This window comes from Celeribacter sp. SCSIO 80838, from assembly GCF_056498065.1.
Genome location: NZ_JAZKMA010000001.1, coordinates 2,414,822 through 2,439,802, shown reverse-complemented (window position 1 = coordinate 2,439,802; position 24,981 = coordinate 2,414,822). Strand labels below are relative to the sequence as shown.

The 24,981-nt window shown below is 62.0% G+C and carries 23 protein-coding genes; 6 read left to right on the top strand and 17 right to left on the bottom strand.

What is annotated here, in order from left to right; all coding sequences use genetic code 11:
- Positions 1 to 71 precede the first annotated feature (71 nt).
- The 5 genes from V1475_RS12215 to V1475_RS12195 all read right to left on the bottom strand — a co-directional run bounded on the left by V1475_RS12215 (position 72) and on the right by V1475_RS12195 (position 4,211).
- On the bottom strand, positions 72 to 1,748 hold the full coding sequence (locus V1475_RS12215; protein WP_434287547.1) for a bifunctional protein tyrosine phosphatase family protein/NAD(P)/FAD-dependent oxidoreductase: 1,677 nt from the start codon (positions 1,746 to 1,748) through the stop codon (positions 72 to 74).
- A 93-nt stretch (positions 1,749 to 1,841) separates the two neighbouring features.
- Positions 1,842 to 2,255, bottom strand: coding sequence for a protein tyrosine phosphatase family protein (locus tag V1475_RS12210; protein WP_066709388.1), 414 nt, complete (start codon positions 2,253 to 2,255; stop codon positions 1,842 to 1,844).
- Between the two features lie 53 nt (positions 2,256 to 2,308).
- On the bottom strand, positions 2,309 to 3,199 hold the full coding sequence (locus V1475_RS12205; protein ID WP_066709391.1) for an MBL fold metallo-hydrolase: 891 nt from the start codon (positions 3,197 to 3,199) through the stop codon (positions 2,309 to 2,311).
- Between the two features lie 123 nt (positions 3,200 to 3,322).
- Positions 3,323 to 3,763 carry a DUF6691 family protein gene (locus V1475_RS12200; protein ID WP_479412960.1) on the bottom strand — a complete coding sequence of 147 codons (441 nt, stop codon included), beginning with the start codon at positions 3,761 to 3,763 and terminating at the stop codon, positions 3,323 to 3,325.
- Position 3,764: 1 nt separating this feature from the next.
- Positions 3,765 to 4,211, bottom strand: a complete 447-nt coding sequence (locus V1475_RS12195; protein ID WP_479412959.1) for a YeeE/YedE family protein — start codon at positions 4,209 to 4,211, stop codon at positions 3,765 to 3,767.
- Between the two features lie 286 nt (positions 4,212 to 4,497).
- On the opposite strand from V1475_RS12195, the gene V1475_RS12190 reads away from it, so the two are divergent.
- Entirely contained in the window at positions 4,498 to 6,111 is a 1,614-nt protein-coding gene (locus tag V1475_RS12190) for a Na/Pi cotransporter family protein (RefSeq protein ID WP_479412958.1), read from the top strand.
- A gap of 18 nt (positions 6,112 to 6,129) precedes the next feature.
- Here the strand turns inward: V1475_RS12190 and prfB are convergent, their stop codons facing one another.
- The 3 genes from prfB to V1475_RS12175 form a co-directional block, all read right to left on the bottom strand.
- Positions 6,130 to 7,251: a peptide chain release factor 2 gene (gene prfB / locus V1475_RS12185; protein WP_479412957.1), complete on the bottom strand. Its 1,122-nt coding sequence runs from the start codon at positions 7,249 to 7,251 to the stop codon at positions 6,130 to 6,132.
- A gap of 92 nt (positions 7,252 to 7,343) precedes the next feature.
- Positions 7,344 to 8,111: a hypothetical protein gene (locus tag V1475_RS12180; protein ID WP_479412956.1), complete on the bottom strand. Its 768-nt coding sequence runs from the start codon at positions 8,109 to 8,111 to the stop codon at positions 7,344 to 7,346.
- A gap of 63 nt (positions 8,112 to 8,174) precedes the next feature.
- Positions 8,175 to 10,688: a penicillin-binding protein 1A gene (locus V1475_RS12175; RefSeq protein WP_479412955.1), complete on the bottom strand. Its 2,514-nt coding sequence runs from the start codon at positions 10,686 to 10,688 to the stop codon at positions 8,175 to 8,177.
- A 210-nt stretch (positions 10,689 to 10,898) separates the two neighbouring features.
- Between V1475_RS12175 and V1475_RS12170 the strand changes: the two genes are divergently transcribed.
- On the top strand, positions 10,899 to 11,507 hold the full coding sequence (locus tag V1475_RS12170; protein ID WP_479412954.1) for a class I SAM-dependent methyltransferase: 609 nt from the start codon (positions 10,899 to 10,901) through the stop codon (positions 11,505 to 11,507).
- A gap of 153 nt (positions 11,508 to 11,660) precedes the next feature.
- Positions 11,661 to 12,317, top strand: a complete 657-nt coding sequence (locus V1475_RS12165) for a ZinT family metal-binding protein (protein ID WP_479412953.1) — start codon at positions 11,661 to 11,663, stop codon at positions 12,315 to 12,317.
- A 123-nt stretch (positions 12,318 to 12,440) separates the two neighbouring features.
- Here the strand turns inward: V1475_RS12165 and V1475_RS12160 are convergent, their stop codons facing one another.
- A complete protein-coding gene (locus V1475_RS12160; RefSeq protein WP_479413974.1) occupies positions 12,441 to 13,676 on the bottom strand; it encodes an N-acetylmuramoyl-L-alanine amidase in 1,236 nt (411 codons plus the stop codon).
- A 151-nt stretch (positions 13,677 to 13,827) separates the two neighbouring features.
- Between V1475_RS12160 and V1475_RS12155 the strand changes: the two genes are divergently transcribed.
- Positions 13,828 to 14,532: an SEL1-like repeat protein gene (locus V1475_RS12155; protein WP_479412952.1), complete on the top strand. Its 705-nt coding sequence runs from the start codon at positions 13,828 to 13,830 to the stop codon at positions 14,530 to 14,532.
- A 100-nt stretch (positions 14,533 to 14,632) separates the two neighbouring features.
- Here the strand turns inward: V1475_RS12155 and V1475_RS12150 are convergent, their stop codons facing one another.
- Positions 14,633 to 15,778, bottom strand: a complete 1,146-nt coding sequence (locus V1475_RS12150) for a pyridoxal phosphate-dependent aminotransferase (RefSeq protein WP_479412951.1) — start codon at positions 15,776 to 15,778, stop codon at positions 14,633 to 14,635.
- Positions 15,779 to 15,988: 210 nt separating this feature from the next.
- Here V1475_RS12150 and V1475_RS12145 point away from each other — a divergent pair, with 210 nt between their 5' ends.
- Positions 15,989 to 16,756, top strand: a complete 768-nt coding sequence (locus V1475_RS12145; RefSeq protein ID WP_479412950.1) for a DsbA family protein — start codon at positions 15,989 to 15,991, stop codon at positions 16,754 to 16,756.
- Positions 16,757 to 16,857: 101 nt separating this feature from the next.
- Here the strand turns inward: V1475_RS12145 and V1475_RS12140 are convergent, their stop codons facing one another.
- The 4 genes from V1475_RS12140 to hemA form a co-directional block, all read right to left on the bottom strand.
- Positions 16,858 to 17,091, bottom strand: coding sequence for a DUF6500 family protein (locus V1475_RS12140; RefSeq protein ID WP_479412949.1), 234 nt, complete (start codon positions 17,089 to 17,091; stop codon positions 16,858 to 16,860).
- A 23-nt stretch (positions 17,092 to 17,114) separates the two neighbouring features.
- The gene (gene ispG / locus V1475_RS12135) at positions 17,115 to 18,242 is read right to left on the bottom strand and encodes a flavodoxin-dependent (E)-4-hydroxy-3-methylbut-2-enyl-diphosphate synthase (protein ID WP_479412948.1); all 1,128 of its coding nucleotides are present in this window, start codon (positions 18,240 to 18,242) and stop codon (positions 17,115 to 17,117) included.
- A gap of 98 nt (positions 18,243 to 18,340) precedes the next feature.
- Positions 18,341 to 19,549, bottom strand: coding sequence for a helix-turn-helix domain-containing protein (locus V1475_RS12130; protein WP_479412947.1), 1,209 nt, complete (start codon positions 19,547 to 19,549; stop codon positions 18,341 to 18,343).
- 109 nt (positions 19,550 to 19,658) lie between these two features.
- Entirely contained in the window at positions 19,659 to 20,888 is a 1,230-nt protein-coding gene (hemA, locus tag V1475_RS12125) for a 5-aminolevulinate synthase (protein WP_479412946.1), read from the bottom strand.
- 260 nt (positions 20,889 to 21,148) lie between these two features.
- On the opposite strand from hemA, the gene V1475_RS12120 reads away from it, so the two are divergent.
- Positions 21,149 to 22,534, top strand: a complete 1,386-nt coding sequence (locus V1475_RS12120; protein WP_479412945.1) for a dipeptidase — start codon at positions 21,149 to 21,151, stop codon at positions 22,532 to 22,534.
- A gap of 273 nt (positions 22,535 to 22,807) precedes the next feature.
- Here V1475_RS12120 and V1475_RS12115 read toward each other — a convergent pair whose 3' ends face one another.
- The 3 genes from V1475_RS12115 to V1475_RS12105 all read right to left on the bottom strand — a co-directional run bounded on the left by V1475_RS12115 (position 22,808) and on the right by V1475_RS12105 (position 24,948).
- Positions 22,808 to 23,032, bottom strand: coding sequence for an RND transporter (locus V1475_RS12115; protein WP_479412944.1), 225 nt, complete (start codon positions 23,030 to 23,032; stop codon positions 22,808 to 22,810).
- Between the two features lie 345 nt (positions 23,033 to 23,377).
- A complete protein-coding gene (locus V1475_RS12110) occupies positions 23,378 to 23,914 on the bottom strand; it encodes a chemotaxis protein CheD (RefSeq protein ID WP_434287564.1) in 537 nt (178 codons plus the stop codon).
- Positions 23,911 to 24,948: a protein-glutamate methylesterase/protein-glutamine glutaminase gene (locus V1475_RS12105; RefSeq protein ID WP_479412943.1), complete on the bottom strand. Its 1,038-nt coding sequence runs from the start codon at positions 24,946 to 24,948 to the stop codon at positions 23,911 to 23,913. Before V1475_RS12105 ends, V1475_RS12110 begins: the two co-directional genes overlap by 4 nt.
- Positions 24,949 to 24,981 lie beyond the last annotated feature (33 nt).

Below are 24,981 nucleotides of genomic sequence, written 5' to 3'. Positions count from 1 at the left end.
GGCGTGCCTGTCCTTTCTGGTCTTGCGGGCGACAAGGGGCGAAGTCACCTTCGCCCCCGGCCCGGTTCACATTATTTCGCCGAAACTTTCTCGGGTTTGATCATCCATTCCTTGCCGCGCAGCATCGCTTTCCAATAGATCGGCGGCAGGATCTGTTCCTTGAGCAACCACGCCTTGCGGGTCGGCTTCGTCCCATCCAGAACCCATTTCGGGAAGGACGGCATCAACACACCGCCATAGCCGAACTCCGCGAGAACGATCTTGCCCTTCTCAACGGTCAGCGGGCAGGAACCGTAACCGTTATACCCGGCCTGCGGCCCCTTACCGTCAATGTCGGCGGCCACATTCTCGGCCACGATCGGCGCCTGCATCCGCGCGGCGGCTGCGGTTTTGGCGTTCGGCGCATTCATCACATCGCCCAAGGACCAGATGTTGTCATACTCCTTGTGGCGCAGCGTGATCTGATCCACATCGACCCACCCGGCGGCATCCGAGAGCGGCGACACCTTGATGAAATCCGGCGCAGACTGCGGCGGCACCACATGGATCATGTCGAAATCGACCGTCACTTCCGTCGGCTCGCTGTCCGGCTTCGCCACCGTGAACGTCGCCTTTTTCGCCGGGCCGTCGATGGATTTCAGATTGTGGAAGAAATTCAGGTTCGCCCCGTAGCGCTCGACGTATTTCTCCAGCGCAGGCACATAGTCCTTCACGCCGAACAGCACCCCGCCTGCGTTCATGAACTGGATGTCGATGTTCTTCAGAACCCCCGCCTGTTCCCAGTTATGCGCCGACAGGTACATCGCCTTCTGCGGCGCACCGGCGCATTTGATCGGCATCGGCGGCTGGGTGAACACGGCCTTGCCGCCCTTCAGCCCCTTCACCAGCTCCCAGGTGTAGGGCGCAAGGTCATAACGATAGTTCGAGGTCACGCCGTTCTTGCCGAGCGTCTCCACGAGGCCTTCGATCTTGTCCCAATCGAGTTTCAGACCCGGACAAACGATCAACCGGTCGTATTTCACAACCCGGCAACCATCGAGGATTACCGCGTTGTTCTTCGGCTCAAACGCCGCCACAGCGGATTTGAGCCAATGCACCCCGCGCGGGATCAGCGAGCCCATGGTCTTCGCCGTGGTCGCGGGTTCGAACACGCCCGCGCCGACCATGGTCCAGCCCGGTTGGTAATAGTGAATATCCGCCGGGTCGATGATCGCAATGTCGAGATCGGGCTTGCGCGACTTCAGCGAGGCCGCCACGGCCACGCCCGCAGCCCCGCCGCCGACGATCACCACGTCATGCTTGGCATCTTCGACAGAGTCCGTGGGCGTCACGCCGCCATTGGCGATCCGACGCGCCACGCCGGTCATGTCGTAGCCCGCAGCCTTGGTCGCGGCGAGAATGTCGACCACGGATTTCTCCTTGGCCATCGCCAAGGACCACAGCGTCGTCGTCCGCGTGCCCGTGCGGCAAAACCCGAACACCGGCCCCGGCAGTTCGGTCAGGGCGTGGCGAAACGCGGTGGCGGTTTCTTCGGTCACCATGCCCGGCGTCACCGGCAGGTAGAGGAATTCGAGCCCCGCGGCCTTCGCCGCCTGCTCCATCTCCTCATGGGTCGGCTGGTCCGCCGCTTCGCCATCCGGACGGTTGCACACCACCGCGCGGAAACCGCGGCGCTTGAGCTTCTCCATGTCCTCGGGCTGGATCTGACCGGAGACCGACAGGCCGTCCGTGATCTTCTTGAGTTCCATTCGTGCGTCTCCTTATTGGGGGACGGTTCGCCCCCCTCAGGCGGTCGTCCCGAAAACCGTTGTGGCGGCGGGACGACGCACGAACAGCGCGCGTTATCCCGCCAGATAGGGGCGCAAACCCCGCATGTCATAGCCCGCACCCGCCGCTTGGCTGATGATCTCCTCCGGGTCCATCCGGCCCGATTGCGACAGGGCCCAAGCGGTCGTCGAGCGCGTGCCCGAACGGCAATAGGCGTAAACCGGCCCCGCCTCTTCCGCGAAAATCCGGGCGGTTTCCTCGATCAACTCTTCCGGGAACTGGCCGGGGAAGATCGGCAGATAGGCAAAGTTTAACCCCGCCTCGAGCGCCGCTTTCTCCATGACCTCCGACGAGATCTCGCCCTCCACTTCCATATCCGGGCGATTGCAGATCAGGGTCTTGAACCCCTTCTCCTTGAGGATCGTCACCTCTTCGGGGGTGATCTGGCTGCTGACCGTGAGCTGGTCGTTGATCTTGTTGAAATCCATTGTCGCGTCTCCTGTGCGTGGGACCGGTCTGGCCCCACGCGTCAGAGATGCGATCAGAGGCCGTTCACCGGAACTTTGAGGAAAGTCTTACCGTCCTGATCCGGCGGCGGCAATTCACCGGCGCGCATATTCACCTGCAAAGAGGGAATAATCAGCCGCGGCATGGCAAGCTGCGCATCGCGTTCGGTGCGGAACTTGACGAAATCGTCTTTCGATTTGCCGCCACCGACGTGGATGTTGTGTTCCTTCTCGGCCCCCACCGTGGTTTCCCACGCGATGTCGCGACCGTTCGGACCATAGTCGTGGCACATGAACAGGCGCATGTCGTCCGGCAGCGCCAGAACCTTCTGGATCGAGTCGTACAGCGTGGAGGCATCGCCCCCCGGGAAGTCGGCCCGCGCCGAACCGCCATCGGGCATGAACAGCGTGTCGCCGGTGAAGGTCGCATCGCCCATCACATGCACCATGCAAGCGGGCGTATGGCCCGGCGTGTGCATGGCGAAACAGTGCATCGTGCCGACGGTGTAGGTGTCACCATCCTTGAACAGGCGGTCGAACTGCGAGCCATCGCGCTGGAACTCGGTGCCTTCGTTGAACACCTTGCCGAAGGTCTCCTGCACCGTCACGATATGCTCGCCGATGCCGATCTTGCCCCCCAGAGCGTCCTGAATATAGGGCGCGGCCGAGAGGTGGTCGGCATGGACATGGGTCTCGATCAGCCATTCCAGCTTGAGCCCCTGTTCTTTGATATAGGCGATGATCTCGTCGGCGCTTTTGTAGGTGATGCGCCCGGCGGCATAGTCGATGTCCATGACGCTGTCGACGACGGCGCAGGCGTCCGATTTCGGGTCTTTCACCACATAGGAAATCGTCCAGGTCTCCGGATCGAAAAAGGCTTTGACGTCGGGTTTGACCGACATATCGACGGGGTAGTTGGAACCCATGGGTTTCTCCTCTTCAACTGTTGCGGCTTCGGCGGCGCGTTTTGGCATGCCGAAGCCTTTCTGTTTTTTTCGACCTGTGCCCGACGGAAGTCCGACACAAGTCCGACGCTTTGCCGACCGGGCTTATGCCCGTTTCAGGCTGCGGTTTGCGGTTTGCTTCATGACAAATTTCGCGGCGAAAATCCCTGCGACAAGTGCGCCGAAGAACACCCAGACATTCGGGTCCGTGATGCCGAGCGCCGGAAGCGCGCCGCCCGGACAAAACCCCGCGATGCCCCAGCCGACGCCGAACACCAGCGATCCGCCCACCAGTTTCGCGTCGATGGTCCGCGAAGTCGGCACGATGAATTTCGGCTCGAACGCGGGGGTTTCATAGCGTTTGAACAGCCAACGGTAGCCAAAGAAGCTCACCGTCACCGCGCCCCCCATCACGAACATCAGGGACGGGTCCCAGACCCCGAAAAAGTCAAAGAAATTAAGGACTTTTGCGGGGTTCGCCATGCCAGACATGGAAATGCCGAGGCCAAAGATCAGGCCGATGACATAGGTCAGGATCAGTTTCATCTCACGCCCCTCCCAGCACATGGCGGATGATGAACACCGTCACCGCCGTGGAGGCCATGAAGCACAGCGTCGCCACGATCGAGCGCGGCGACAGGCGCGACATGCCGCAGACCCCGTGCCCGGAGGTGCAGCCGGAGCCATATGTCACACCGATGCCGACGATGAACCCGCCGACGATCAGCGCCAGCTTCGACACCGGCACCTCGACCTCGGGCATATGCCCGGTAAAAAGCATGAACGCCAAAGGCCCGGTCATCATCCCCGCCAAAAGCACCGCCCGCCAAGCCCAGTCCGACGAGTTCGCCGGGGTCAGAAACCCCGCCAGAATGCCTGTCGCACCGAAAATCCGGCCTTGGAATGCCATCAGAAGCACTGCGGCCGTGCCGATCAGCATGCCCCCGAACAGCGAGACCCAGGGGGTGAACTCCGTTGCAGTGATCTCGGTCATCAGTTTGCTCCTCCCGAACGAAGAGCAGGATCGGGCCTTGCGGCCCCAAAGAGCTTCGTCATATGTGCGTATCCTTTTTTCTTGCGGGTTTCCCGCTTGTCGACCTTTGTATGCGAGCGCTCACGGCTCTGTCGGTGAGTTTGTCACACACCGTCCGATCACAGGGTCGTGAAGCCCCGCTCTGCGCGCGCCATGCCCCAGATCAAGGCTCCCCGACCGGCCTGAGCCTATGCTATCGTTCATCGAACTCTCGTCGTGACCCCCTTGTGAAAGCGTCATAAACATCATGTTTGCAGATATCGTAAACGCACTTGGCGGTGTCGGACTTTTCCTGTTCGGCATGATCTGGCTCACCGAGGGGCTTCGCGAGCTGGGCGGCCCGGCGTTGCGCCATGCCCTGGCACATTTCACCCGCACGCCCCTGAGCGGTGCGGCCACAGGCGCAGTGACGACCGCGCTGATCCAGTCCTCGAGCGCCACCACCGTGACCGCCGTCGGCTTCGTCAGCGCCGGGCTTCTGACCTTTCCACAGGCGCTCGGCATCATCTTCGGGGCCAACATCGGCACCACCGTCACCGGCTGGATCACCGCCGTGCTGGGCTTCAAGATGGATCTGGGGCAGATCACCCTGCCCTTGGTGTTCCTCGGTGCGCTGGCGCGGATGTTCGGCGGGCCAAGGCTCAAATTCGCCGGTCTGGCGCTCGCGGGGTTCGCGCTTCTGTTCCTCGGTATCGACGTGATGAAATCGAGCCTCAGCGGCTTCGAAGGGCTGATCACGCCAGAGGATTTTCCCCGCGACACGATCTTCGGACGGCTCGCCCTGATCGGCATCGGCATGGCCATCACCATCGTCACGCAATCCTCAAGTGCGGGTGTCGCCACTGCGCTTGCCGTGCTGGGCGCCGGTGCGATCAACCTGCCACAGGCTCTGGCGCTGGTGATCGGCATGGATGTCGGCACCACTGTGACCGCAGCGCTCGCCACCCTGGGCGGCTCAACGGCGGCGCGGCGCACCGGGTTGTCGCATGTGATCTACAACCTGCTGACCGCGACCATGGCGTTTTTCCTGCTCACACCTTACAGCGCGCTGATCGCCCTGCCCTCCGTGCCCGTCGATCCGCAGATCGCGCTCGTGGCCTTTCACACCGGGTTCAATGTGTTGGGCGTGATCCTGATCCTGCCCTTCACCACACCTTTCGCGCGGCTGGTGACATGGATTGTGCGCGACCGGGGTACGGTTCTGACCGGCGCTCTGGGCAAGGAATTGCTGGCCGATCCGAACCTCGCCTACGATGCCGCCGCCACGACCCTCGACACGCTGGTGCGGGCGCATTTCAGCTGCCTGTCCCGCCGCATCCTGCATCCGGAGATGAGCCGCGACGAGGCCGCCCATCTGCGCCAATTGCGCGAGGCGATCACCGAGCTGCGCGCCTATGTCGAAGGGATTGCCGCCACCGATGATCCAACCCGCATCGCGCAACGCGCCACGATCCTGCATGTGCTCGACCACCTGAGCCGGTTGCAGTTCCGCTGCACCCAGGACAGTCGCATCGCAGCCTTGGCGCGGGATCGCCGCCTTAGCCGTCTGGCCCGGGTGCTGGCGCTATGCGTGGCGCAAACCGGCTTTGATGAAAGCCTCAGCGCCTCGGAAAGCCGGTTCAAACGCCTGCGCCATCTGATGCAGGATCAGCGGGAAATTTTCCGCCTCCATACGATGGAGCAAACGCCCGGACGGGGCCTCTCCGCCGAGGAGATGGGGCTCCGGCTCGACGCGATGCGCTGGCTCCTCCGGGTGAGCTATCACCTCTGGCGGATCACCTTCCACATGCTGAAACTGCAACAAGGCCGCGCGCCCGCCTCGCCGCAACGGGAGGCGGCGGTGGACGTTCTCACCGACTGACGCCTGATCGTTTGGGGCTTATTCGCCCTGTGCGTCGGCGCGGGATTTCCCGGCCACATCCATCGCGAGCGTCGCCGCCATGAATTTATCGAGATCGCCGTCGAGCACGCCCTGGGTGTCCGAGGTCTCGTAATTGGTGCGCAGGTCTTTCACCATCTGGTAGGGCTGAAGCACATAGGAGCGGATCTGGTTGCCCCAGCCCGCCGAGCCTTTGTTTTCATGCGCCTCGTTGATCGCGGCCGAGCGTTTCTCAAGCTCCAGTTGATAGAGCCGGGATTTCAGCGCCTTCATGGCGATGTCGCGGTTCTGGTGCTGCGACTTCTCGGAAGAGGTCACCACGATGCCCGTCGGGTGGTGGGTGATCCGCACCGCCGAGTCCGTCGTGTTGACGTGCTGACCGCCCGCACCCGACGACCGGTAGGTGTCGATGCGGATGTCGGCGGGGTTCACCTCGATCTCGATGTTGTCGTCGACCACCGGATAAACCCAGACCGAGGCAAAAGACGTCTCGCGCGTACCCTTGCCGAAGGGCGAAATGCGCACCAGACGGTGCACGCCGCTCTCGGACTTGAGCCAGCCATAGGCATTGGGCCCGGAGATTTTATAGCCACAGGATTTGATCCCAGCCTCAGCCCCCGCTTCCTCGAACTGAAGCTCGACGGTGTAGCCTTTCTTCTCCGCCCAACGCACATACATGCGCTGAAGCATTGAGGCCCAGTCGCAGGCCTCCGTGCCCCCTGCACCGGCGTTGATCTCAAGGAAGGTGTCATTGCCGTCGGCCTCGCCATCCAAGAGAGCCTCAAGCTCCTTCTCGGCGGCGGTTTCGGCCAAGGCTTTCAAAGCATTCTCGGCATCCGCGACGACTTCCTCGTCCTCTTCCATCTCACCCAGTTCGATGAGCTCGATGTTGTCGGTCATCTCCGTCTCGATCGAGGTCGCGGTCTTCACCGCATCCATCAACATCTGACGGTCGCGCATGAGCTTCTGCGCCCGCGCCGGGTCGTCCCAAAGCGTCGGGTTCTCGATCATGGCGTTGAATTCTTCGAGCCGGTGCGGCGCGGTCTCCCAATCCATCCGCTGTTTGAGCAGCGCCACGGATTTCTGGATCTTGGCCACGGTATTCTGGATTTCAGCGCGCACGGGTTCACCTGTCGGTCTTCGAAAGTTTGCAGAGAGATACGCGGCAAACGGTCGAGACACAAGACCCGGACAAAGCCCGGCGCGATCACAGATTACTCAAAAACGGCTCCTCCCGCACGCTCGTGCTTTTTCAACCCCTTCTCGATCCAGTTCAGCGCGAATTGCGCCGGTCCCCGGATCCCCGCCTGCGGCGCATCCGGGCGGTCCTCTTGGACATGGGCGTTCTGCATCAGGCTTTCCATCACATGACGGGCGCGCTTGAGCTGGTCCACCGTCAGACGCGGCGGCGTGTTGTGACTGACATCCGACAGCACGGTCTTGTGCACCGCCGAGGCAAGGCTCCAGACCGTCTTGAACCGCAGCCCCTCCAGCATCGGGTCCGCCGCGATCCGCGCGATGCAGTCGATCAGCGCCTCGAAACTGTCGATGTCGCGCCGCTCGCGCAGCATCTCGGCGGCGACGAAAATCTCTTCCGGTTCGGCACCGGGGCGCAAGCCCTCGCGCACCGGCGACAGATCGCCCAGCTCACGTGCCCGGTGATGAACCTGCTGGCGAACCGCGTGCAGCACATCCGCCCCGGCAGTCGCATCGAAATCGTTGTACAAGCTGGTCAGCCGCGTGTTTTCCGCTTCCAGTTCCTCGACCTGCGCCTGGGTGGTTTCGAGCTTTTCCTTGACCTCCCGAAGCTTGATCTCGAACTCACCGATCTTGGCGCTTTCGACGTTGCGCGTCAGAGCTTCGAGTTTTTCAGGATGGCGGATCAGCCAGATCACAACCCCGCCGAGCAAGAGCACCCAGAGCGGCACATATTCGCTGAAAAGTTTCAGGTATTGAAAAAAAGACGTTGTTTTCCATGGCAAGCCTCAAGGCATTCAATCAATGCCCCGAGGATAGCACAGAATCGCAGCCCGGCCTAACCCGCTCTAATACAGCCCGCCCGACGACAGCGAGTTGATCGTCGCCTTCTCCGGCACGGTGATTGTCCGCCCGGTCGAGGTCTGGACCTCGCGCGTGCCGTCCTCGCCTTCGCTCTCCCCCGCCGAGAACAGTGGCAGGTCGGCCCCCATGGCGAAACCGCCATCATACGTCAGCCCGAAGATCGGCTCTTCGCCATCGCGGAAATACTCCGCCACCACATTCGGCCCGGAGGCATCGTCGTTCAGGCGCGCGCCGGTGTAACGGTCGATCTTGATGAAATGGCCGCCCGGCGGCACCTTGAACTTGCCTCCGCCGTATTTTTTCACCGCGTCTTGCATGAAACTGTTGAACACCGGACCGCAATAGCCGCCACCGGAGGCCCCAGCCATGCTGCGCGGCGTGTCGTAGCCGATGTAACACCCTGCCACGATGTTCGAAGTGAAACCGATGAACCACGCGTCCTTGCCGTCGTTCGTCGTCCCGGTCTTGCCCGCCACCGGCACCGGCAGGTTGACCTTGCCGGCGGCCGTACCGCGCTGCACCACGCCCTGCATCATCGAGGTAAGCTGATAGGCGGTGATCGCGTTGATCATGCGTTCGCGGTTCGACTTGATCAGAGGCGCGACGCCCGGATCGAGGGTTGCCGTATCGCAATCCTCGCAGATCCGCGCATCGTGGCGGTAGATCGTCCGGCCATAGCGGTCCTGCACCCGGTCCACGAGCGTCGGCTCGACCCGCTCGCCGCCATTGGCGAACATCGCATAGGCCGAAACCATCTTGAACACGGTGGTTTCTTCGGCGCCCAGAGCGGAGGCGAGATATTGCCCCATGTGGTCATAGACCCCGAAGCGTTCGGCGTAGCGCGCCACCGTATCCATGCCGACCTCTTGCGCGAGACGGATGGTCATCAGGTTCCGCGATTGCTCGATCCCGGTTCTGAGCGGCGTCGGACCGTAGAACTTGTTCGAGGCGTTCTTGGGCCGCCAGACGCCCTGCGGCGTGTTCACCTCGATGGGCGCGTCGACGATGATCGTCGCGGGGGTAAAGCCGCTGTCGAGCGCTGCCGCATAGACGAAGGGTTTGAACGAGGAACCCGGCTGGCGCGTCGCCTGGGTGGCGCGGTTGAACACGGAATGTTCATAGGAGAACCCACCCTGCATCGCAATCACGCGCCCGGTGTCGACGTCCATCGCCACAAACGCCCCTTCGACCTCCGGCACCTGCCGCAGGCTCCAGCGGATCAGATCGCCCTCGCCATTGTCGCCCGTGGTCATGCGCCGGATATGCACGACATCGCCGCGGGTGAAATTGTCCCGGAAGCTGCCCTTGATCCATTTGATGTCCTCGCGCGGCACGGTGACTTCGCCGATGCCATCCTCGACCATCACTGTCATGGAGCCGTCGCCGATCTCATCGACCGCACCGACATACCATTTGCCATCGAGCGTGATGTCGCGTGCCACCTGAACCGCCCCGAGCGCTGCCTCCCATGAGCCGTCATCGAGCGTCGCGGGGTCGATCGTCTTGCCCGTACCCTGCCAGCGGCCGCGCGAGCGGTCGAGCTCCTCAAGACGGCGTTGCAAGGAATGCGCCGCAACCGTCTGCATCTCCGGGTCCATCGTGGCACGGATCGACAGCCCGCCTTCGAAGAATTCCTCTTCGCCGAAGTCTTTCGAGAGCTGGCGGCGGATCTCGTCGGTGAAATAATCGCGCGGCGGCAGGCTTTCGCGATAGGACGGGTAATCGCCGGTCTGCACCGTCTTGATCGGCTTGGCGCGCGCGGTTTCGTACTCTTCCTGGCTCAGGTAGCCGTTTTCATACATCTCGCGCAGCACATAGTTGCGCCGCTCCAGCGCGCCGTCATAGTTCTTGGCCGGGTTGTAGGAATAGGGCGCTTTCGGGTGGATCGCGAGGAAAGCCGCCTCTTCCGGAGCCAGCTCGGAGAGCGATTTGTTGAAATAGCTCTGCGCTGCCGCCGTCACCCCGAAGGAGCGCACGCCGAGGTCGATCTCGTTGAGATAAAGTCCGAGGATCTGATCCTTGGTCAGGGTCTGTTCGAGACGGGTGGCAAGGATCAGCTCCTTGATCTTGCGCTCGGCGGAGCGCGAACCGTCCAGAAGGAAGTTCTTCATCACCTGCTGGGTGATGGTCGACGCGCCCCGAAGCGGGCCGCCACGTGCCGCGGTCAGCGCCGCCGAGGCCATGCCGCGCAGGTCATAGCCATGGTGTTTGTAGAAATTCTTGTCCTCCGCCGAGATGAAAGCGTTCTTCACCAGATCGGGGATTTCCTCCGGCGGGGTGTACAGACGGCGTTCCTTGGCGAATTCGTCGATGATCTTGCCCTCGCCCGAATAAATGCGCGAGATCGTCGGCGGCTGGTACTGAGCCAGCGCCTCGTGGTTCGGCAGGTCGCGCCCGTACATCCAGAAGATGCCACCGATGACGATGGCCAACAGGAACAACCCCGTGGTGATCCACGAAAAAATCGTCCCGAAGAAAGAAAGGATGAATCTGAGCACTGAGGTTTCCTGCGATCGTTCCCACACCCATGCGCCCCGCTGACTCGCTGTCCCGGGCACATACCTGACCCTCCTTATACGGCGACGACGCTCTGGTCAAAACCTCCCCGGCCGGATCGCGCGCAATTGTGAGCAGAAAGACGCCGCCCGTGATCACCCCCGCGTCTCACGCCCTTGCCGCCCCGCGTGCACGGGCCTATGTCCGATGCCATGAGACCCGAAGACATCCTTCCCACCTATGAACGTCAGGCCCGCGCTTTCGATCTGGCGCGCGCGAAGACCCTGTTCGAACGGCCATGGCTCGACCGGATGATGGGCTACACGCCCCAGACCGGAGGCAAACGCCATGTGCTCGATCTCGGATGCGGCTCGGGGCGGCCGATTGCGCAGTACCTGTCGGAGCGGCGCTGTGAGGTGACAGGCGTCGACGGGGCAGCCGCGATGGTGGCGCTGTTCCGGCAGAACCTGCCGCGCGCCCGCGTCCTGCATGCCGACATGCGCGGCCTCGATCTGGGCGAGACCTTCGATGCGGTGATCGCCTGGGACAGTTTCTTCCATCTCTCCGCCGAAGATCAGCGGGCGATGTTTGCGACCTTCGCCCAACATTTGAACCCGCGCGGCACGCTGCTGTTCACCACCGGCCCGGAGGCGGGCGAGGCGATTGGCAGCGTCGAACACGAGACCGTCTATCACGCATCTCTCTCGCCCGAGGAATACAGCCGCCTGTTGGCGGATCATGGGCTTGAGGTCATCGCCTTTATGCCCGAAGATCCGGGCTGCACCGGGCATTCCGTCTGGCTGGCGCGGAAAACCGGCTGAAGAGCCCGGCGATCTGCCCTCCCTCCTCTGTCGGACATAAAAACCTGCACCGCTTTCCTCTTGCCACTGTTGCGCGTTTTCTCTACGCAGTGACTGTAATGTTATTACATATCAATTCGCGCATGGTTTGCGCCAAAACCAAGGAAAGACCCTATGCACAAGTCCCCTCTCGCCTCTCCCATTGCCATAGCCTTCGCAACCGCCCTGTCCGTCACCCTGACGCTTGCCCCACAGGCCCGGGCCCATGATCACGGCAGCCATGACCACGATCACGACGAACAGATTTACAAAGGCTATTTCGAAGACGCACAGATCGAGGACCGCCCGCTGTCCGACTGGGCCGGCGACTGGCAATCCGTTTACCCGCTCCTGACCGAAGGCAAGCTCGACGCGGTGATGGCGCATAAGGCCGAGCATGGCGACAAAAGCGCCGCAGACTACACCGCCTATTACGCCACCGGCTATGCCACCGATGTCGACAAGATCGAAATCGACGGCGATACCGTGACCTTCCATCGCGGCGCTACCGCCACCCGCGCGCAATATGAAAGCGACGGCTACGAAATCCTGACCTACTCCAAAGGCAACCGCGGCGTGCGTTTCGTCTTCGAGAAGGTCGCGGGCGATGCGGAAGCGCCGCAGTATATCCAGTTCAGCGACCACCGGATTTTCCCGTCAAAGGCCGATCACTATCACCTCTACTGGGGCAACGACCGCACCGCCGTGCTCGAAGAACTGACCAACTGGCCGACCTATTACCCGGCCGATCTGAGCGCCGCGCAGGTCGCAAAAGACATGATGGCGCATTGAGCGCCGTCACACAGCCGGACAGGGAGCGGTTCTGATTTCCACGGCACGATCGCCCTGTCCCGTCCCGGAGGTTCCCTGTGCCTCCGGGACATTTCGATCTCCCGGACACGTTCCCCCGAAGGTTTACTTCCTCAATTTGTCCCGCAGCGACAGCTCCTGCTCTTCCCACGCGTATAGAGCATCGCGAATGGCCCAGGCCGCTTTCGTCCGCCAGGCCTGATCCTTGAGCTTCGCCCGGTCCTTGGCCGAAGACAGAAACCCAAGCTCGATCAACACCGACGGCATGTCCGGTGCCTTCAGCACCGAAAACCCGGCCTCGAGGCGCGGGCGTTTGTGCATGCCGACGCTCTCGTCGAGATACTGCACCAGCGTATCCGCCAACCGGTCGGTGCGCGGCATGGTCTCGGTCCGCACCATGTCCATCAGCACGGTGGCGATCACGTCGTCCTGACCGGTGAGGTCCACACCCGCCAGCAAATCCGCCCGGTCGTGGCGTTCGGCGAGCTTCTGCGAGGCCGCATCCGAGGCACGCTCCGCCAGCGTGTAGATCGTCGCCCCCTCGGCGCGCCCCTCGGCGATCGCATCGGCATGAAGCGACAGGAACACATCCGCCCCCGCCTCCCGTGCCAGCGTCAGCCGGGTCTCGAGCGGCACGAAAACATCCTCCGTCCGGGTCATGGTCACCGCGAAGCCCCCCGCCCGGTTCAGCACATCCTGCAATTCGCGCGCAAACATCAGCGTCAGGTCTTTCTCCCGCACGCCGTCCCGCTCCGCCCCCGGATCGATGCCGCCATGGCCGGGATCGAGCACCACACGCAAGGCCCCGTCGCCCAATATGCGCGCGGGCTCGGCTTTCGGTGCGTCCTCCACAGACGGGCGCACCAATTGCGCATCGGGCGGCGTGCCCGCCCCCAAAGCGAACTCGTCCGAGGCCGTCGGATCGAGATTGAGCGTCAGAACCGCGCCCTTGTCGTCGCGGCTCATCTCCGCATGGACAAGCGCATAGGGGTTCGCCAGATCGAGCACCATGCGCGACCAGCCCGGCGTGAACCCTCCGACCCGCAGCCCGCTCACCCCTTCGGCCGTGTCGAACGCTTCGGTGTCGAACCCCGTCCAGTCCACTTCGGAAAAATCCACCACCATGCGGCGTGGGTCATCGAGGGTGAAGATGCGAAACGGCACCGGCTGGCTCAGGCGCAGCATCATCTCAAGGCTGTCGCCCTGATCCACGAGCGCCGAGGCGCTGCTGTCGGCGCGCGCGAGCGCCGTGAGCCCGGTTTGCTGCGCCTCCGCGCGTGCTGTCAAAACACCGCCGATCAGTACCAAAGCCAGACTGAATTTCAAAACCAACGCCCGCATCACGCCCTCATGACTTATTTTGCGCAAGAGATACCATGTCTGTGCCCGAAAACCAGCCACGGACATGTGAACCGCCTCAGATATGGACGGAACGGTTGACCCCGTGATCTTTGCACCGCAGGCTGAACGCGGATTCATAGGGAGCCCCGCCATGACGATCCCCTCACGCCCCATGATGCGCCGCGTCTTGCCAGCAGCCCTCACAACCCTGCTCGCCCTGCCCGCGCTGGCCGATCCGCTGCCGTCCTACTGGCAGGACGACCGCGATTTCTACAACGAGATCGCCGATGCCGCCTGTGTCGGCAACGCTGACGACAGCGATTTCGACAGGCTTATCACCGCCGCGATCCAGGAGGCGAACGCCCCCGCAATGATCGCGCTGCGCTGGATGGTGCTGTCCGAAAGCTGCGTGCAATACAATCCGGACGGCGATCTGCTCACCAACAGCCTGATGGTGATGGCCGCGCTTCAGGCCTATCCCATTGCCCAGAGCAATCTCGCGGGCAGCTACCTGCATGGCTATTACGGCATCGAACAAAACCCCGACGAGGCGGAAGCCCTGTACGATCAGGCGATTCAGGGCGGCTATGGCGAGGCCGCCTCGGAATACGCCCGTGCGCTGATCGAAGGCGACATCCTGACGCGCGATCTGGACAAGGCGGCCGACCTGCTCGCCGTCGCCGAACGCGAAGGCGTCGAGGCCATCACGCTTGACCCGCTCCGGGCGCGGCTCGCCGAACTGGGGGGCGCTGAGGTCGGCGAGCCTCATATCGACCCCAGCTGGGACGGTGTGGATACGAGAAGACTCGCCGAGTGGCTCTACGAAGGCCTCTACGGCAGCGACGACACGGAGTGAAGCTCCGTCGACACCCGGCCCCGGAGGTTTTTACCAGAGGCTTTCATATGGCTCGCAATCGGTCGACCCGGAGCAGGACGGCTCAATGGACGAACGGGTTTCAAACACCGCGCCCGGCCATGAACCCGGCAAGCCGTTTGAGACCTTCGCGAATATCCTCGGTCGAGCGCGCATAGGAGAACCGCAGCATCCGCGCGCCGCGCACCGGATCGAAATCGATCCCCGGCGTGACGGCCACGCCCGCCTCGGCCAAAATCTCGTCGCAGAAGGCCTTGCTGTCCTCGGTATAGTCCGACACATCGGCGTAGATGTAGAACGCCCCGTCCGGCGGCGCGATCTTGTCGAAACCGATCTTCGGCAGCTCTTCGAGCATCAGCCGACGGTTCTCCGCATAAACATCGACCATCTGCTGACATTCCTGACGCGCTTCCAACGCGCCCAAAGCCGCAACCTGCGAAGCATGCGGCGGGCAGAGGAAGAAGTTCTGCGCAATGCGTTCGATCACCCGCACATGATCCTCGGGCACCACCATCCAGCCGATACGCCAGCCGGTCATGGAGAAGAATTTCGAAAACGAGTTGATCACATAGACATCGTCCGACAGCTCAAGCGCCGTGACCGCCCGGCCCTCGTATTGGATGCCGTGGTAAATCTCGTCGGAGATGAAAGCGATGCCCTTGTCACGGCAGGCCTCGATCAAGGCCCCCATTTCCTCATGGCCCAACATCGTACCCGACGGGTTGCCGGGAGACGCCACGATCAGACCGTCGAGCCCTTCGGGGATCTCGGAAGGCACCGGTTGCAGACGGTTTTCCAGTTTCGTCGGAATGCCGACCGGTGTGATGTCGAGACCGGTGAGGATCTGCCGGTAGGACGGATAGCCCGGCTCGCCCATGCCCACTTTCGCCCCCGCGTCAAAGAGCGCCGTGAAGGCAAGAATGAACGCCCCCGAGGAGCCCGGCGTGATCACCACGCGTTGCCAATCCAGATCGACCCCGTACCAGTCCTTGTAAAGCGCCGCGATCGCCTTGCGCAGCTCCGGCAGGCCCAGAGCCACGGTGTACCCCAAGGGATCGGCCTCCATCGCCTCTTCCACCCGCGCGCGCGCTTTCGAGGGCGCGCCCGTTGAGGGCTGGCCAACCTCCATATGGATGATCGAGCGCCCCGCCTCTTCGGCCGCCCGCGCCGCCTCCATCACATCCATCACGATGAAAGGATCGACCACGGATCGTTGCGAGGTTTTCATGACGGGGCTCCTGTATTTCATATCGGCCAACCCATGCCAGCCAGCGGCGGGAATTGCAATGTGGCGGATCATGCGCAGGCGGTTTGCATCCCTGCACCCGCGCCTGTTGCACCCCTGCTCTGCGGCCTTGGGTCACGCAACTGTAGGGTGGAACCGGACGCAGGATGTGGTAGACGCGTCTGAACAGATCCTCAAACGGAGACAGACGATATGCCTTTTGCCAAAGCCTTGACCCGCCTCGGCGGCGCGGCGCTTTTCACCGCCTCCACCGCCCTTGCAGCAAGCGCTTTTGACATGGCCGACATGTCGGATGCGGAGCGCGAGGCCTTCCGGGCCGAGATCCGCGCCTATCTGCTCGAAAACCCCGAAGTGCTGATGGAGGCCGTCGACGTCTACCAACAGCGCCAAGCCGATCAACAGGTCGCCAACGATGCCGATCTGATCGCCGCCTATGCCGGGCCGATCTATGACGACAGCAACGATGCGGTCTATGGCAACCCGGACGGCGACATCGTCATCGTCGAGTTCTCCGACTACCGGTGCGGCTATTGCAAGAAAGCCTACCCGGATGTGCAGGCGCTTCTGGAGAAGGACGGCAACATCAAGCTGATCGTCAAGGAATTCCCGATCCTCGGCGACGCCTCCGTTCTGGCCGCCCGCTTTGCCGTCGCGACCAAACTCATTGCGGGCGACGAGGCCTATCTCAAGCTCCATGACGAGTTGATGCAGGCCCGTGGCGATATTTCCGAAGGTGCGCTGCGCCGTCTCGCCAAGGATCTCGACATCGACGCCGACAAGGTGATCTCCGAAATGGACAGCGACGGGGTGACCGCAGTTCTGGCCCAGAACCACCAACTCGCCACCGCGCTGCAAATCTCCGGCACGCCCGCGTTCATCATGGGCGACCAGATGCTGCGCGGCTATGTGCCCTATGACGGCATGGTCGAAATCGTCAAAGAGGTCCGCGCCAACCGCTGACCTAAAACAGCTTTGCTAGAAAAAGAAACCCCGCCAAACGGCGGGGTTTTGTCTGTTGCCCTGCGTTTTTACGACATGCTGGCGCGTCTCGCAGACAGACCTCAAAGACCGGATCGGATCATTTCGCGTATTTTGACAGCTTTTTCGAAGTGATCCAGAACATGCGTCTTAATCCACCACTCCGCAGCTTCCATCAAAAGATCTGGATCATCATTTTTATTGGCAAAGAAGGCATAGAAAGAGAGACCTACCGTCTCACCTTTCTTCGCAATTTTCTCATCACAGATGGCAATCGCCTTAGATCTTAAACTTGCCCTCATACGAGCCTCTCGCATCTGGGCTTTTGCCCATACCCTCGTTATTCAGCAGCATCCTGAGCGTTTGCAGCATCGAGTTCCGCAGCCTTTTTCTCTACCTGTTCGACGATGTGTTCGATCATGCTGTCGTTTGACATTTTATGCGACTGAGCACCGCCGAGATAGACCATGCCGTGACCCGCGCCCCCGCCGGTCCAGCCGACATCGGTCATCAAAGCCTCACCCGGTCCGTTCACAACGCAACCAATGATCGAGAGACTCATCGGCGTCTTGATATGCTCAAGGCGTTTCTCCAATTCCTCCACTGTTTTGATCACGTCAAAGCCCTGACGCGCGCAGGAAGGACAGGAAATGATATTCACGCCGCGGTGGCGCAGACCGAGAGATTTGAGGATTTCATAGCCGACCTTGACCTCTTCGACCGGATCGGCAGACAGCGATACCCGCAGGGTATCGCCGATGCCCATCCAGAGAAGTTGCCCCATGCCGATGGCGGATTTGATCGTGCCGGACATCAGCCCGCCCGCCTCGGTGATGCCGAGGTGAATGGGCGCGTCGGTGGCCTCGGCCAGTTGCTGATAGGCGGCAGAGGCCATGAACACGTCGGAGGCCTTCACAGAGATTTTGAAATTGTGGAAATCGTTGTCTTCGAGGATCTTGATGTGATCCATGCCGCTTTCGACCATCGCGTCGGGGCACGGCTCGCCGTATTTCTCCAACAGGTGCTTTTCGAGAGAGCCCGCGTTGACCCCGATGCGGATCGAGCAATTGTTGTCCCGCGCCGCTTTGATCACGTCCTTGACGCGCTTCTCGTCGCCGATATTGCCCGGATTGATCCGCAGGCAGGCCGCACCAGCCTCCGCCGCCTCGATGCCGCGCATGTAGTGAAAATGAATGTCGGCCACGATCGGCACCGGGCTTTCGCGGCAGATCTCTTTCAATGCCGCCGAGCTTTCCTTGTCCGGCACAGAGACCCGCACGATGTCGGCACCCGCCTCGGCGGAACGGATCACCTGATCCAACGTCGCCTTGACGTCATGGGTCAGGGTGTTGGTCATGGTCTGCACGGAAATCGGCGCATCGCCGCCCACCGGCACGTTCCCGACCCAGATCTTGCGGCTCACACGGCGGTCGATATTGCGCCAGGGACGGACGGGATTGTGCGACATGGGAGCCTCTTTTGCGAAACGCGTTTGGCCTTAGATAGGCCTCCGCGCCGCGCGGGGCAAGCGGTCACAACCGCCTTTCCACGTCTCTCCCCTGCGACTTATTCCGCGTTTTGCGCCACGCGGAACATCTCCGCCACGCTGCCATTGGCGGCGAGATCGACGGAGCGATAACTGTCGGACACATTGGCCACGGAAAGCGCGACATTCTTGACCACCTCGCCCGAGGAACCGACCGGGCCATAGGCCTGACCGTTCACCGCAAAATAAACGCCACCGCCATTGCCCGTGCGCAGCACGGGCGGTTGCTCCATCGCGGGCACGACATAACGCTCTCCCGCATCGAGGATCTTCTCGAAAATCACCGACCCGTCGGCGGCCTGTACCCGCACCCAGGACGGCAGAACCGCCACCAGCGCCAGTTGCGGTGCGTCGTCCGCTGTGACCTGAACCGACGAGTCGCCTTGATCGGACAGGGCCGCATCGGCGATCAGGTTCGACATATCGTTGAGAATGGATTCGCGATCTGCGGCGGCGCTTTCGCCCGCCAGAGCGCCCACTTCGCGCGGATCGAGCGAGGCAATCGGCCCGTCGCGCGGCACCAGCACCGGCACGTCGAGCGCCTGCGGCCGGTACAGCCGGTCCAGCGCTTCGGCGGAGGGCGTGGCAAGGCTCACGCTTTCGTCCAAGCCCGCGACAACCATCTGATTCCCGCCCAAAGGCGCCACTTCAGAGATCACGCCGGGGGCTTGATCCACGGGGGCGAGTTTGACCTTTTGAATTTCCTGCAACACGGTCCAACCGCCATAGCCGATCACGCCCAGAAGCGCGAAAAGCACCGCAGAGGAGCCAAGCGCACCCGGTTCGATGCGCGAAATAAAGCTCTGCCCGCGCGGCACGAAACTGGCGTTCGGATTGGCGAACGGGTCGCTGACCGTGGATTTCTGCGCCGTCTTGGCGGGACCGCTGCGTTTGCTGGAGGCCTGCGGCGACATGCCATGAGCGACGGCGAAACCGCTTTCCTGACAAAACCGCGCAAAGGCCCAGTCGGGATCGAGATCGAGATAGCGGGCATAAGAGCGCACGTAACCGGCAATGAACCCCTGGGTCTCGAACACGGAGGGATCGGAATTCTCGATCGCGGCAATATAGGTCGCCTTGATCTTCAACTCACGTTGCACGTCGAGAAGGGATTTGCCGATGGTCGCGCGTTCGCCACGCATGATGTCGCCGAGTTTCAACTCGAAGTCATCAAACCCGCGAGGATGTTCCGTATCCTCGACAGGTGGTTTTCTCCACCGCCCGATCATGAGCCTGCCCCAAGTTGATCCTGTCCCGATGGGGTTCCTGACGATTCGCCGAAACCCCTTGGGACAGTGTTACCACATGCTCAAACCGCTCGCACAGCAGATATGCGTTTTAGCCAGCCAATTCGGCGCGATTCAGCGCACAATGGCTCCACAAAGCGTCAAGCGCCTTGATCAGGTGATCCATCTCCTTCGGACCATGCACCGGCGAGGGCGTAAAGCGCAGGCGCTCGGTGCCGCGCGGCACGGTCGGGTAGTTCACCGGCTGCACGTAGATACCATACTGCTCGAGCATCATGTCCGACATCAATTTCGTGTGTTTCGGATCACCCACGATCAGCGGCACGATATGCGACCCGTTGTCGGTGATCGGCAGGCCGAGCCCCTTGAGCCGCGTTTTGAGGATTTTCGCCTGGGTCTGGTGCTGTTCGCGCAGCTTCACACCGCCACCGCCTTTCAGGAAAGCGATGGAGGCCGCAGCGCCCGCGGCCACCGCCGGCGGGATCGAGGTCGTGAAGATGAAGCCCGGCGCGTAAGAGCGCACCGCGTCACACATTTTCGCCGAGGCCGCGATGTAGCCGCCGAACACGCCGAAGGCTTTGCCCAAGGTACCGTTGATGATGTCGATCCGGTCCATCAGACCGTCGCGCTCGGCCACACCGCCACCGCGCGGGCCGTACATGCCCACCGCGTGCACCTCGTCGAGATAGGTCAGCGCGTTGAATTCATCGGCGATGTCGCAAAGCTCCTTGATCGGCCCGAAATCGCCGTCCATCGAATAGACCGACTCGAAAGCGATCAGTTTCGGTGCTTCGGGATCGTCGGCGGCCAGCAACTCGCGCAGGTGATCGAGATCGTTGTGGCGGAAGATGCGCTTGGCGCCGCCGTTGCGGCGGATGCCTTCGATCATCGAGGCATGGTTGAGCGCGTCGGAATAGATGATCAGCCCGGGAAACAGCGTCGGAAGCGTCGAGAGCGTGGCGTCATTGGCAATATAGGCCGAGGAGAAGACCAGCGCGCCCTCTTTGCCATGCAGATCGGCCAGTTCGGCTTCGAGACGTTTGTGGTAGACGGTCGTGCCCGAGATGTTGCGCGTGCCGCCAGACCCGGCGCCGGTCGCGTCCACCGCCTCTTTCATGGCTTCGATCACCACCGGGTTCTGTCCCATGCCGAGATAATCGTTGCCGCACCAGACGGTGACGGGCCGCTCGGTGCCATCGGGGCGGGTCCAGGTGGCGTGCGGAAATTGTCCGCGCTTGCGCTCGATGTCGATGAAAGTGCGATAGCGCCCCTCGTCGTGCAAACGTTGGATCGCCTCGTCAAGCTTCGCCGTGTAGTCCACTTTTTATCCTTTCGCGCGTCTCGGGTCTGCCTCTTTTAGCGGCACAAAACGAAAATTGCGACTCATATTCACAATTCGCAAGATAATACCGCCACCAGACCCCGTAAGGGCTGAACAAGCCTCATTCTGCCCCGCCCTTTTAGAATGACTAAAAACCCCTTCTGAATGATCTATGTCAACCCATGGTCTCGACTGGACACCGGGAATGAGAGGCGTAAGCTGCGACAAAACAACCCGAGCACGATCAAAGGTTTCCGATAATGAACACACGTCTTGATCCGGTGCTGGCGCGCATCGACGCCGACATCGACCCGACCCTCGAGCGGCTGATGACCTTCCTGCGCATCCCGTCGATCTCCACCGACCCGGCGCATAAGGCCGATTGCAAGACCGCCGCCGAGTGGCTTGTCGCCGATCTCCAGTCTCTGGGTGCCGAGGCCGAGCTTTGCGACACCCCCGGCCATCCGATGGTCTGGGGCAAGATCGGGTCCGGCGCACCGCACCTTTTGTTCTACGGGCACTATGATGTGCAGCCGGTCGATCCGCTGTCGCTTTGGGATCACGATCCGTTTGCCCCCTTCATCGAAGAGCGCGAGAGCGGAAAAGTGATCCGTGGCCGCGGCGCCTCCGACGACAAAGGCCAACTCATGACCTTCGTCGAGGCCTGTCGCGCCTGGATCGCCGAGCATGGCACCCTGCCTTGCACCATCACCTTCTTCTTCGAAGGCGAAGAGGAAAGCGGCTCTCCCTCGCTCATCCCCTTCATGGAAGCCAACAAAGACAAGCTCGCCGCCGATCTGGCGCTGATCTGCGACACCTCGATGGTCTCTCCCGGCGTGCCCTCCATCGCCTCGCAACTGCGCGGCATGCTGAAGGACGAGTTCACCCTGATCGGTCCCTCGATGGATCTGCACTCCGGCCATTACGGCGGCCCGGCGCTCAACCCGCTGCGAGAAATCTCCCGGATCATCAGCACCTTCCACGACGATCAGGGCCGCGTCACCGTCAAGGATTTCTATGACGGCGTCGAGGAAGTCCCCGCCGAACAACTCGCGCAATGGGAAAGCTGTGGCTTCGACGAGGCGGAATATCTCGCCACCGCAGGCATGAGCGTGGCCCATGGCGAGGCGGGCTATTCCGCCCTCGAACAGCAATGGGCCCGCCCGACGCTTGAAATCAACGGGCTTTGGGGCGGTTATCAGGGCCCCGGCTCGAAAACCGTGATCCCGGCCGAGGCGCATTGCAAGATCACCTGCCGTCTCGTCGGCACGCAAGACCCGGACAAGATCCGCAAGAACCTGCGTGCTCATGTCGAATCCCGGCTTCCGGTCGACGCCAAAGTGGTCTGGGATCAGGATCTCGAAGGCTCCCCTGCCGCCGTGATGAACACCGCGCGTCCGGAGTTCGAAGCCGCGCGCCAGGCGCTCTCGGACGAGTGGAACCGCGAAGCTGTGTTTGCCGGCATGGGCGGCTCGATCCCGATCGCCGGATTCTTCACCACCATTCTCGGCCTCGATTCCATGTTGGTCGGCTATGCGGATGACGACGACCGCATCCACTCGCCGAACGAAAAATACGGCCTCAAGAATTTCCACAAAGGCATCCGCAGCTGGGCCCGTATCCTCGATGCGGTGTCGAAAGCCTGACCGCGGCGCTTGCCTGTGGCCACAAACTCAAAAGCCTCCGGCATATCCTGTGCCGGAGGCTTTCCCTTCCCCACCGCGTGGAACGGACACCGCAACTCCTTAGATCAAAGCCAGCTACGGCTCTCAGGAACAGCCCGGGAACACAGCACGTTCTATGCAGATTTCTGTGCGCCGTCCTGTGCGCCGCTGTCAAAACATGGCGCCAGGATGCCTGTGCCCCTCGCACCATCCGCCCACATGCATGGCACCGGCGCCCCCCCCCAAAAAAACGCCTCAGCCTTCCGCCGGACGCGCCCCGCGGAGCAGTTTTGCGATCAGCAACACCCAAGGCAGCCCATGCATCGCCAGATCGAACATATCGATCGGTCGAGAAAGTGTGCCGCTGGCAAGCATGTTCAGCTTTTCCCAGATATGCGGCTCCGGCACGAAAGGCGCGAGACCAAGCGTCAGCGCCGCAAGCACACATGTCGACAAGGAGATGGAATCGATCAACTTCATTCCTCGTTCCTGCCCGCCTTCCGAACCAAGACCAAGGCATTTTTCACAGAGCCGCTCTTTCGGACTGTCATTTGGGGCTCGCAAAACGCACCCAGCTCACATTTCCCCCGAAACACCTGCCGAAATCGCGGGCCATCCGGTTCCAGAGCCGCCGCCCCATCGTAAAACTACGCCAAAGCACACCGCCCGAACCGTGCCACATCCTTGTGCAAAACCCCGGCTTTCCGCCCACCGCCCCGATGAGACGCGCGCGCCGCACATGCAATCGTCTGGCACTCCCATCCCGATGCTCACGGGATGCAGACAAGAACCGCCCGCAAAGCTCAGCACACACCATGCCACCCCTCAGAACAGTTCCAGATCGCTTGTCCGTTCCGGGGTCGGCCGTTTTTCCACAACCTGAGACGCATCCGCCACAAGCTTTTGCCGGGCTTTGCCAAGCGCGGGCATGAACTCGACACGCCGCGCCTGCGTCCCGCCCAGGCTCTGCCCATCACAGGGAATATTCTCCCGTTCGAGATAGGACAGCACGAAAGTGCCATTCTGGTTCCCGGCATTGGTCAGCCCCTTATACATTTCAGCCCCGCCAAACACCTTGGCCCTAAGCCTTTCACGCCGCGCCCCATGCCGGATCAGACCGTTGATCAAGAGCTCCATGGCATTGGCGCCGAAGGAACTGACGTCGCTGCGCGAGGGCGGCCCTTCCGGCAAAAGAAAATGGTTCATCCCCCCGACCCGCGCCACGGGATCCCATAGGCAGGTGGCGACGCAGGATCCGAGAATTGTGGAAATCACCGTGTCTTCGCTCTCGCCGATCGCATATTCCCCCTGGGCGATATAGGTCCGGCTGCCGAATGCGCGTTTTTCAGAAATCGTGGTCATGTCGCCCTCACATGTGCCGGGCTTTCACACAGACGCAGGATTTCATCGCCGAACACGTCCAGATCGGCCCATTGTTCGACGCCCCCCAATTCTCCGGCCACCCGCGGCATACCGAAAACGATGCAGCTTTCCTCGCTCTGTCCAAGCGTTCGGGCCCCGGCCTTGCGCAGCGCGACCATGCCTTCCGCCCCATCGCGCCCCATGCCGGTCAGGATCCCCGCAGTCACCCGTGGCGCCATCGGCACAGCAGAAAGGAACATCGAATCCACAGACGGCCGGTGACCGGACACCGGCGGCCCCTTGTGTAACTTGACCCGCAAATCGACAGGTCCGCCGAGATTGAGATGCGTGGCCCCCCCCGGTGCAATCATCACCACTCCGGGTTCCAGCGCGCTCCCATCCGTTGCCAGCATCACCTTGGGCGCGACCAGCGGGTCGAGACGGGCGGTAAAGCTGACCAGAAACGGTTCCGGCATATGTTGCGTGATCAATGTCGGCGGACACTTCTCTGGAAAGCGCTGCAGGACGCGTTCGATTGCATCCACCCCCCCTGTCGACCCCCCAATCAGGCAAATCCTGTGAAAATTCCTTTCCTTTCCCGGCTGTGGCCGTGGACGCTGAGCACTGCGCGGGCTGGGAAGTCGCGCCCGCGCGGCCAGCACCACCATCTCCGAGAGCCGCGAGAAATTTTCGAGCCCATCTCCGAACTTGGGTTTTTCCACGCAATCGACCGCGCCCAGAGCCATCGCTTCCACCGCAACATCGCTGCCTCGGCGGGTCAATGTCGAGACCATCACCACGGGCATCGGACGATGCCGCATGAGACGCTTGAGAAACTCGAGCCCGCTCATGCTTGGCATTTCGACATCGAGCGTCATCACATCGGGGCGATGCGTATTCACCGCATCCCGTGCCCCCCGCGCCGTCCCCGCTTCAGCCACCACGACAAGGCGACTGTCGGCTTCGAGGATCGACCGGATGAGGCGGCGCATTGTCGCCGAGTCATCCACAATCAGAACACGTAACGGTTTCAAGCCAATCTCCTTTTAACAGCCCGGATATCACGC

What these genes read in the sequence shown, in the direction of transcription:
- V1475_RS12215 (WP_434287547.1), bottom strand. Translation starts at nt 1,748, where the DNA reads ATGGAACTCAAGAAGATCACGGACGGCCTGTCGGTCTCCGGTCAGATC.
- V1475_RS12210 (WP_066709388.1), bottom strand. Translation starts at nt 2,255, where the DNA reads ATGGATTTCAACAAGATCAACGACCAGCTCACGGTCAGCAGCCAGATC.
- V1475_RS12205 (WP_066709391.1), bottom strand. Translation starts at nt 3,199, where the DNA reads ATGGGTTCCAACTACCCCGTCGATATGTCGGTCAAACCCGACGTCAAA.
- V1475_RS12200 (WP_479412960.1), bottom strand. Translation starts at nt 3,763, where the DNA reads ATGAAACTGATCCTGACCTATGTCATCGGCCTGATCTTTGGCCTCGGC.
- V1475_RS12195 (WP_479412959.1), bottom strand. Translation starts at nt 4,211, where the DNA reads ATGACCGAGATCACTGCAACGGAGTTCACCCCCTGGGTCTCGCTGTTC.
- V1475_RS12190 (WP_479412958.1), top strand. Translation starts at nt 4,498, where the DNA reads ATGTTTGCAGATATCGTAAACGCACTTGGCGGTGTCGGACTTTTCCTG.
- V1475_RS12170 (WP_479412954.1), top strand. Translation starts at nt 10,899, where the DNA reads ATGAGACCCGAAGACATCCTTCCCACCTATGAACGTCAGGCCCGCGCT.
- V1475_RS12165 (WP_479412953.1), top strand. Translation starts at nt 11,661, where the DNA reads ATGCACAAGTCCCCTCTCGCCTCTCCCATTGCCATAGCCTTCGCAACC.
- V1475_RS12160 (WP_479413974.1), bottom strand. Translation starts at nt 13,676, where the DNA reads ATGCGGGCGTTGGTTTTGAAATTCAGTCTGGCTTTGGTACTGATCGGC.
- V1475_RS12155 (WP_479412952.1), top strand. Translation starts at nt 13,828, where the DNA reads ATGACGATCCCCTCACGCCCCATGATGCGCCGCGTCTTGCCAGCAGCC.
- V1475_RS12150 (WP_479412951.1), bottom strand. Translation starts at nt 15,778, where the DNA reads ATGAAAACCTCGCAACGATCCGTGGTCGATCCTTTCATCGTGATGGAT.
- V1475_RS12145 (WP_479412950.1), top strand. Translation starts at nt 15,989, where the DNA reads ATGCCTTTTGCCAAAGCCTTGACCCGCCTCGGCGGCGCGGCGCTTTTC.
- V1475_RS12140 (WP_479412949.1), bottom strand. Translation starts at nt 17,091, where the DNA reads ATGCGAGAGGCTCGTATGAGGGCAAGTTTAAGATCTAAGGCGATTGCC.
- ispG (WP_479412948.1), bottom strand. Translation starts at nt 18,242, where the DNA reads ATGTCGCACAATCCCGTCCGTCCCTGGCGCAATATCGACCGCCGTGTG.
- V1475_RS12130 (WP_479412947.1), bottom strand. Translation starts at nt 19,549, where the DNA reads ATGATCGGGCGGTGGAGAAAACCACCTGTCGAGGATACGGAACATCCT.
- V1475_RS12120 (WP_479412945.1), top strand. Translation starts at nt 21,149, where the DNA reads ATGAACACACGTCTTGATCCGGTGCTGGCGCGCATCGACGCCGACATC.
- V1475_RS12115 (WP_479412944.1), bottom strand. Translation starts at nt 23,032, where the DNA reads ATGAAGTTGATCGATTCCATCTCCTTGTCGACATGTGTGCTTGCGGCG.
- V1475_RS12110 (WP_434287564.1), bottom strand. Translation starts at nt 23,914, where the DNA reads ATGACCACGATTTCTGAAAAACGCGCATTCGGCAGCCGGACCTATATC.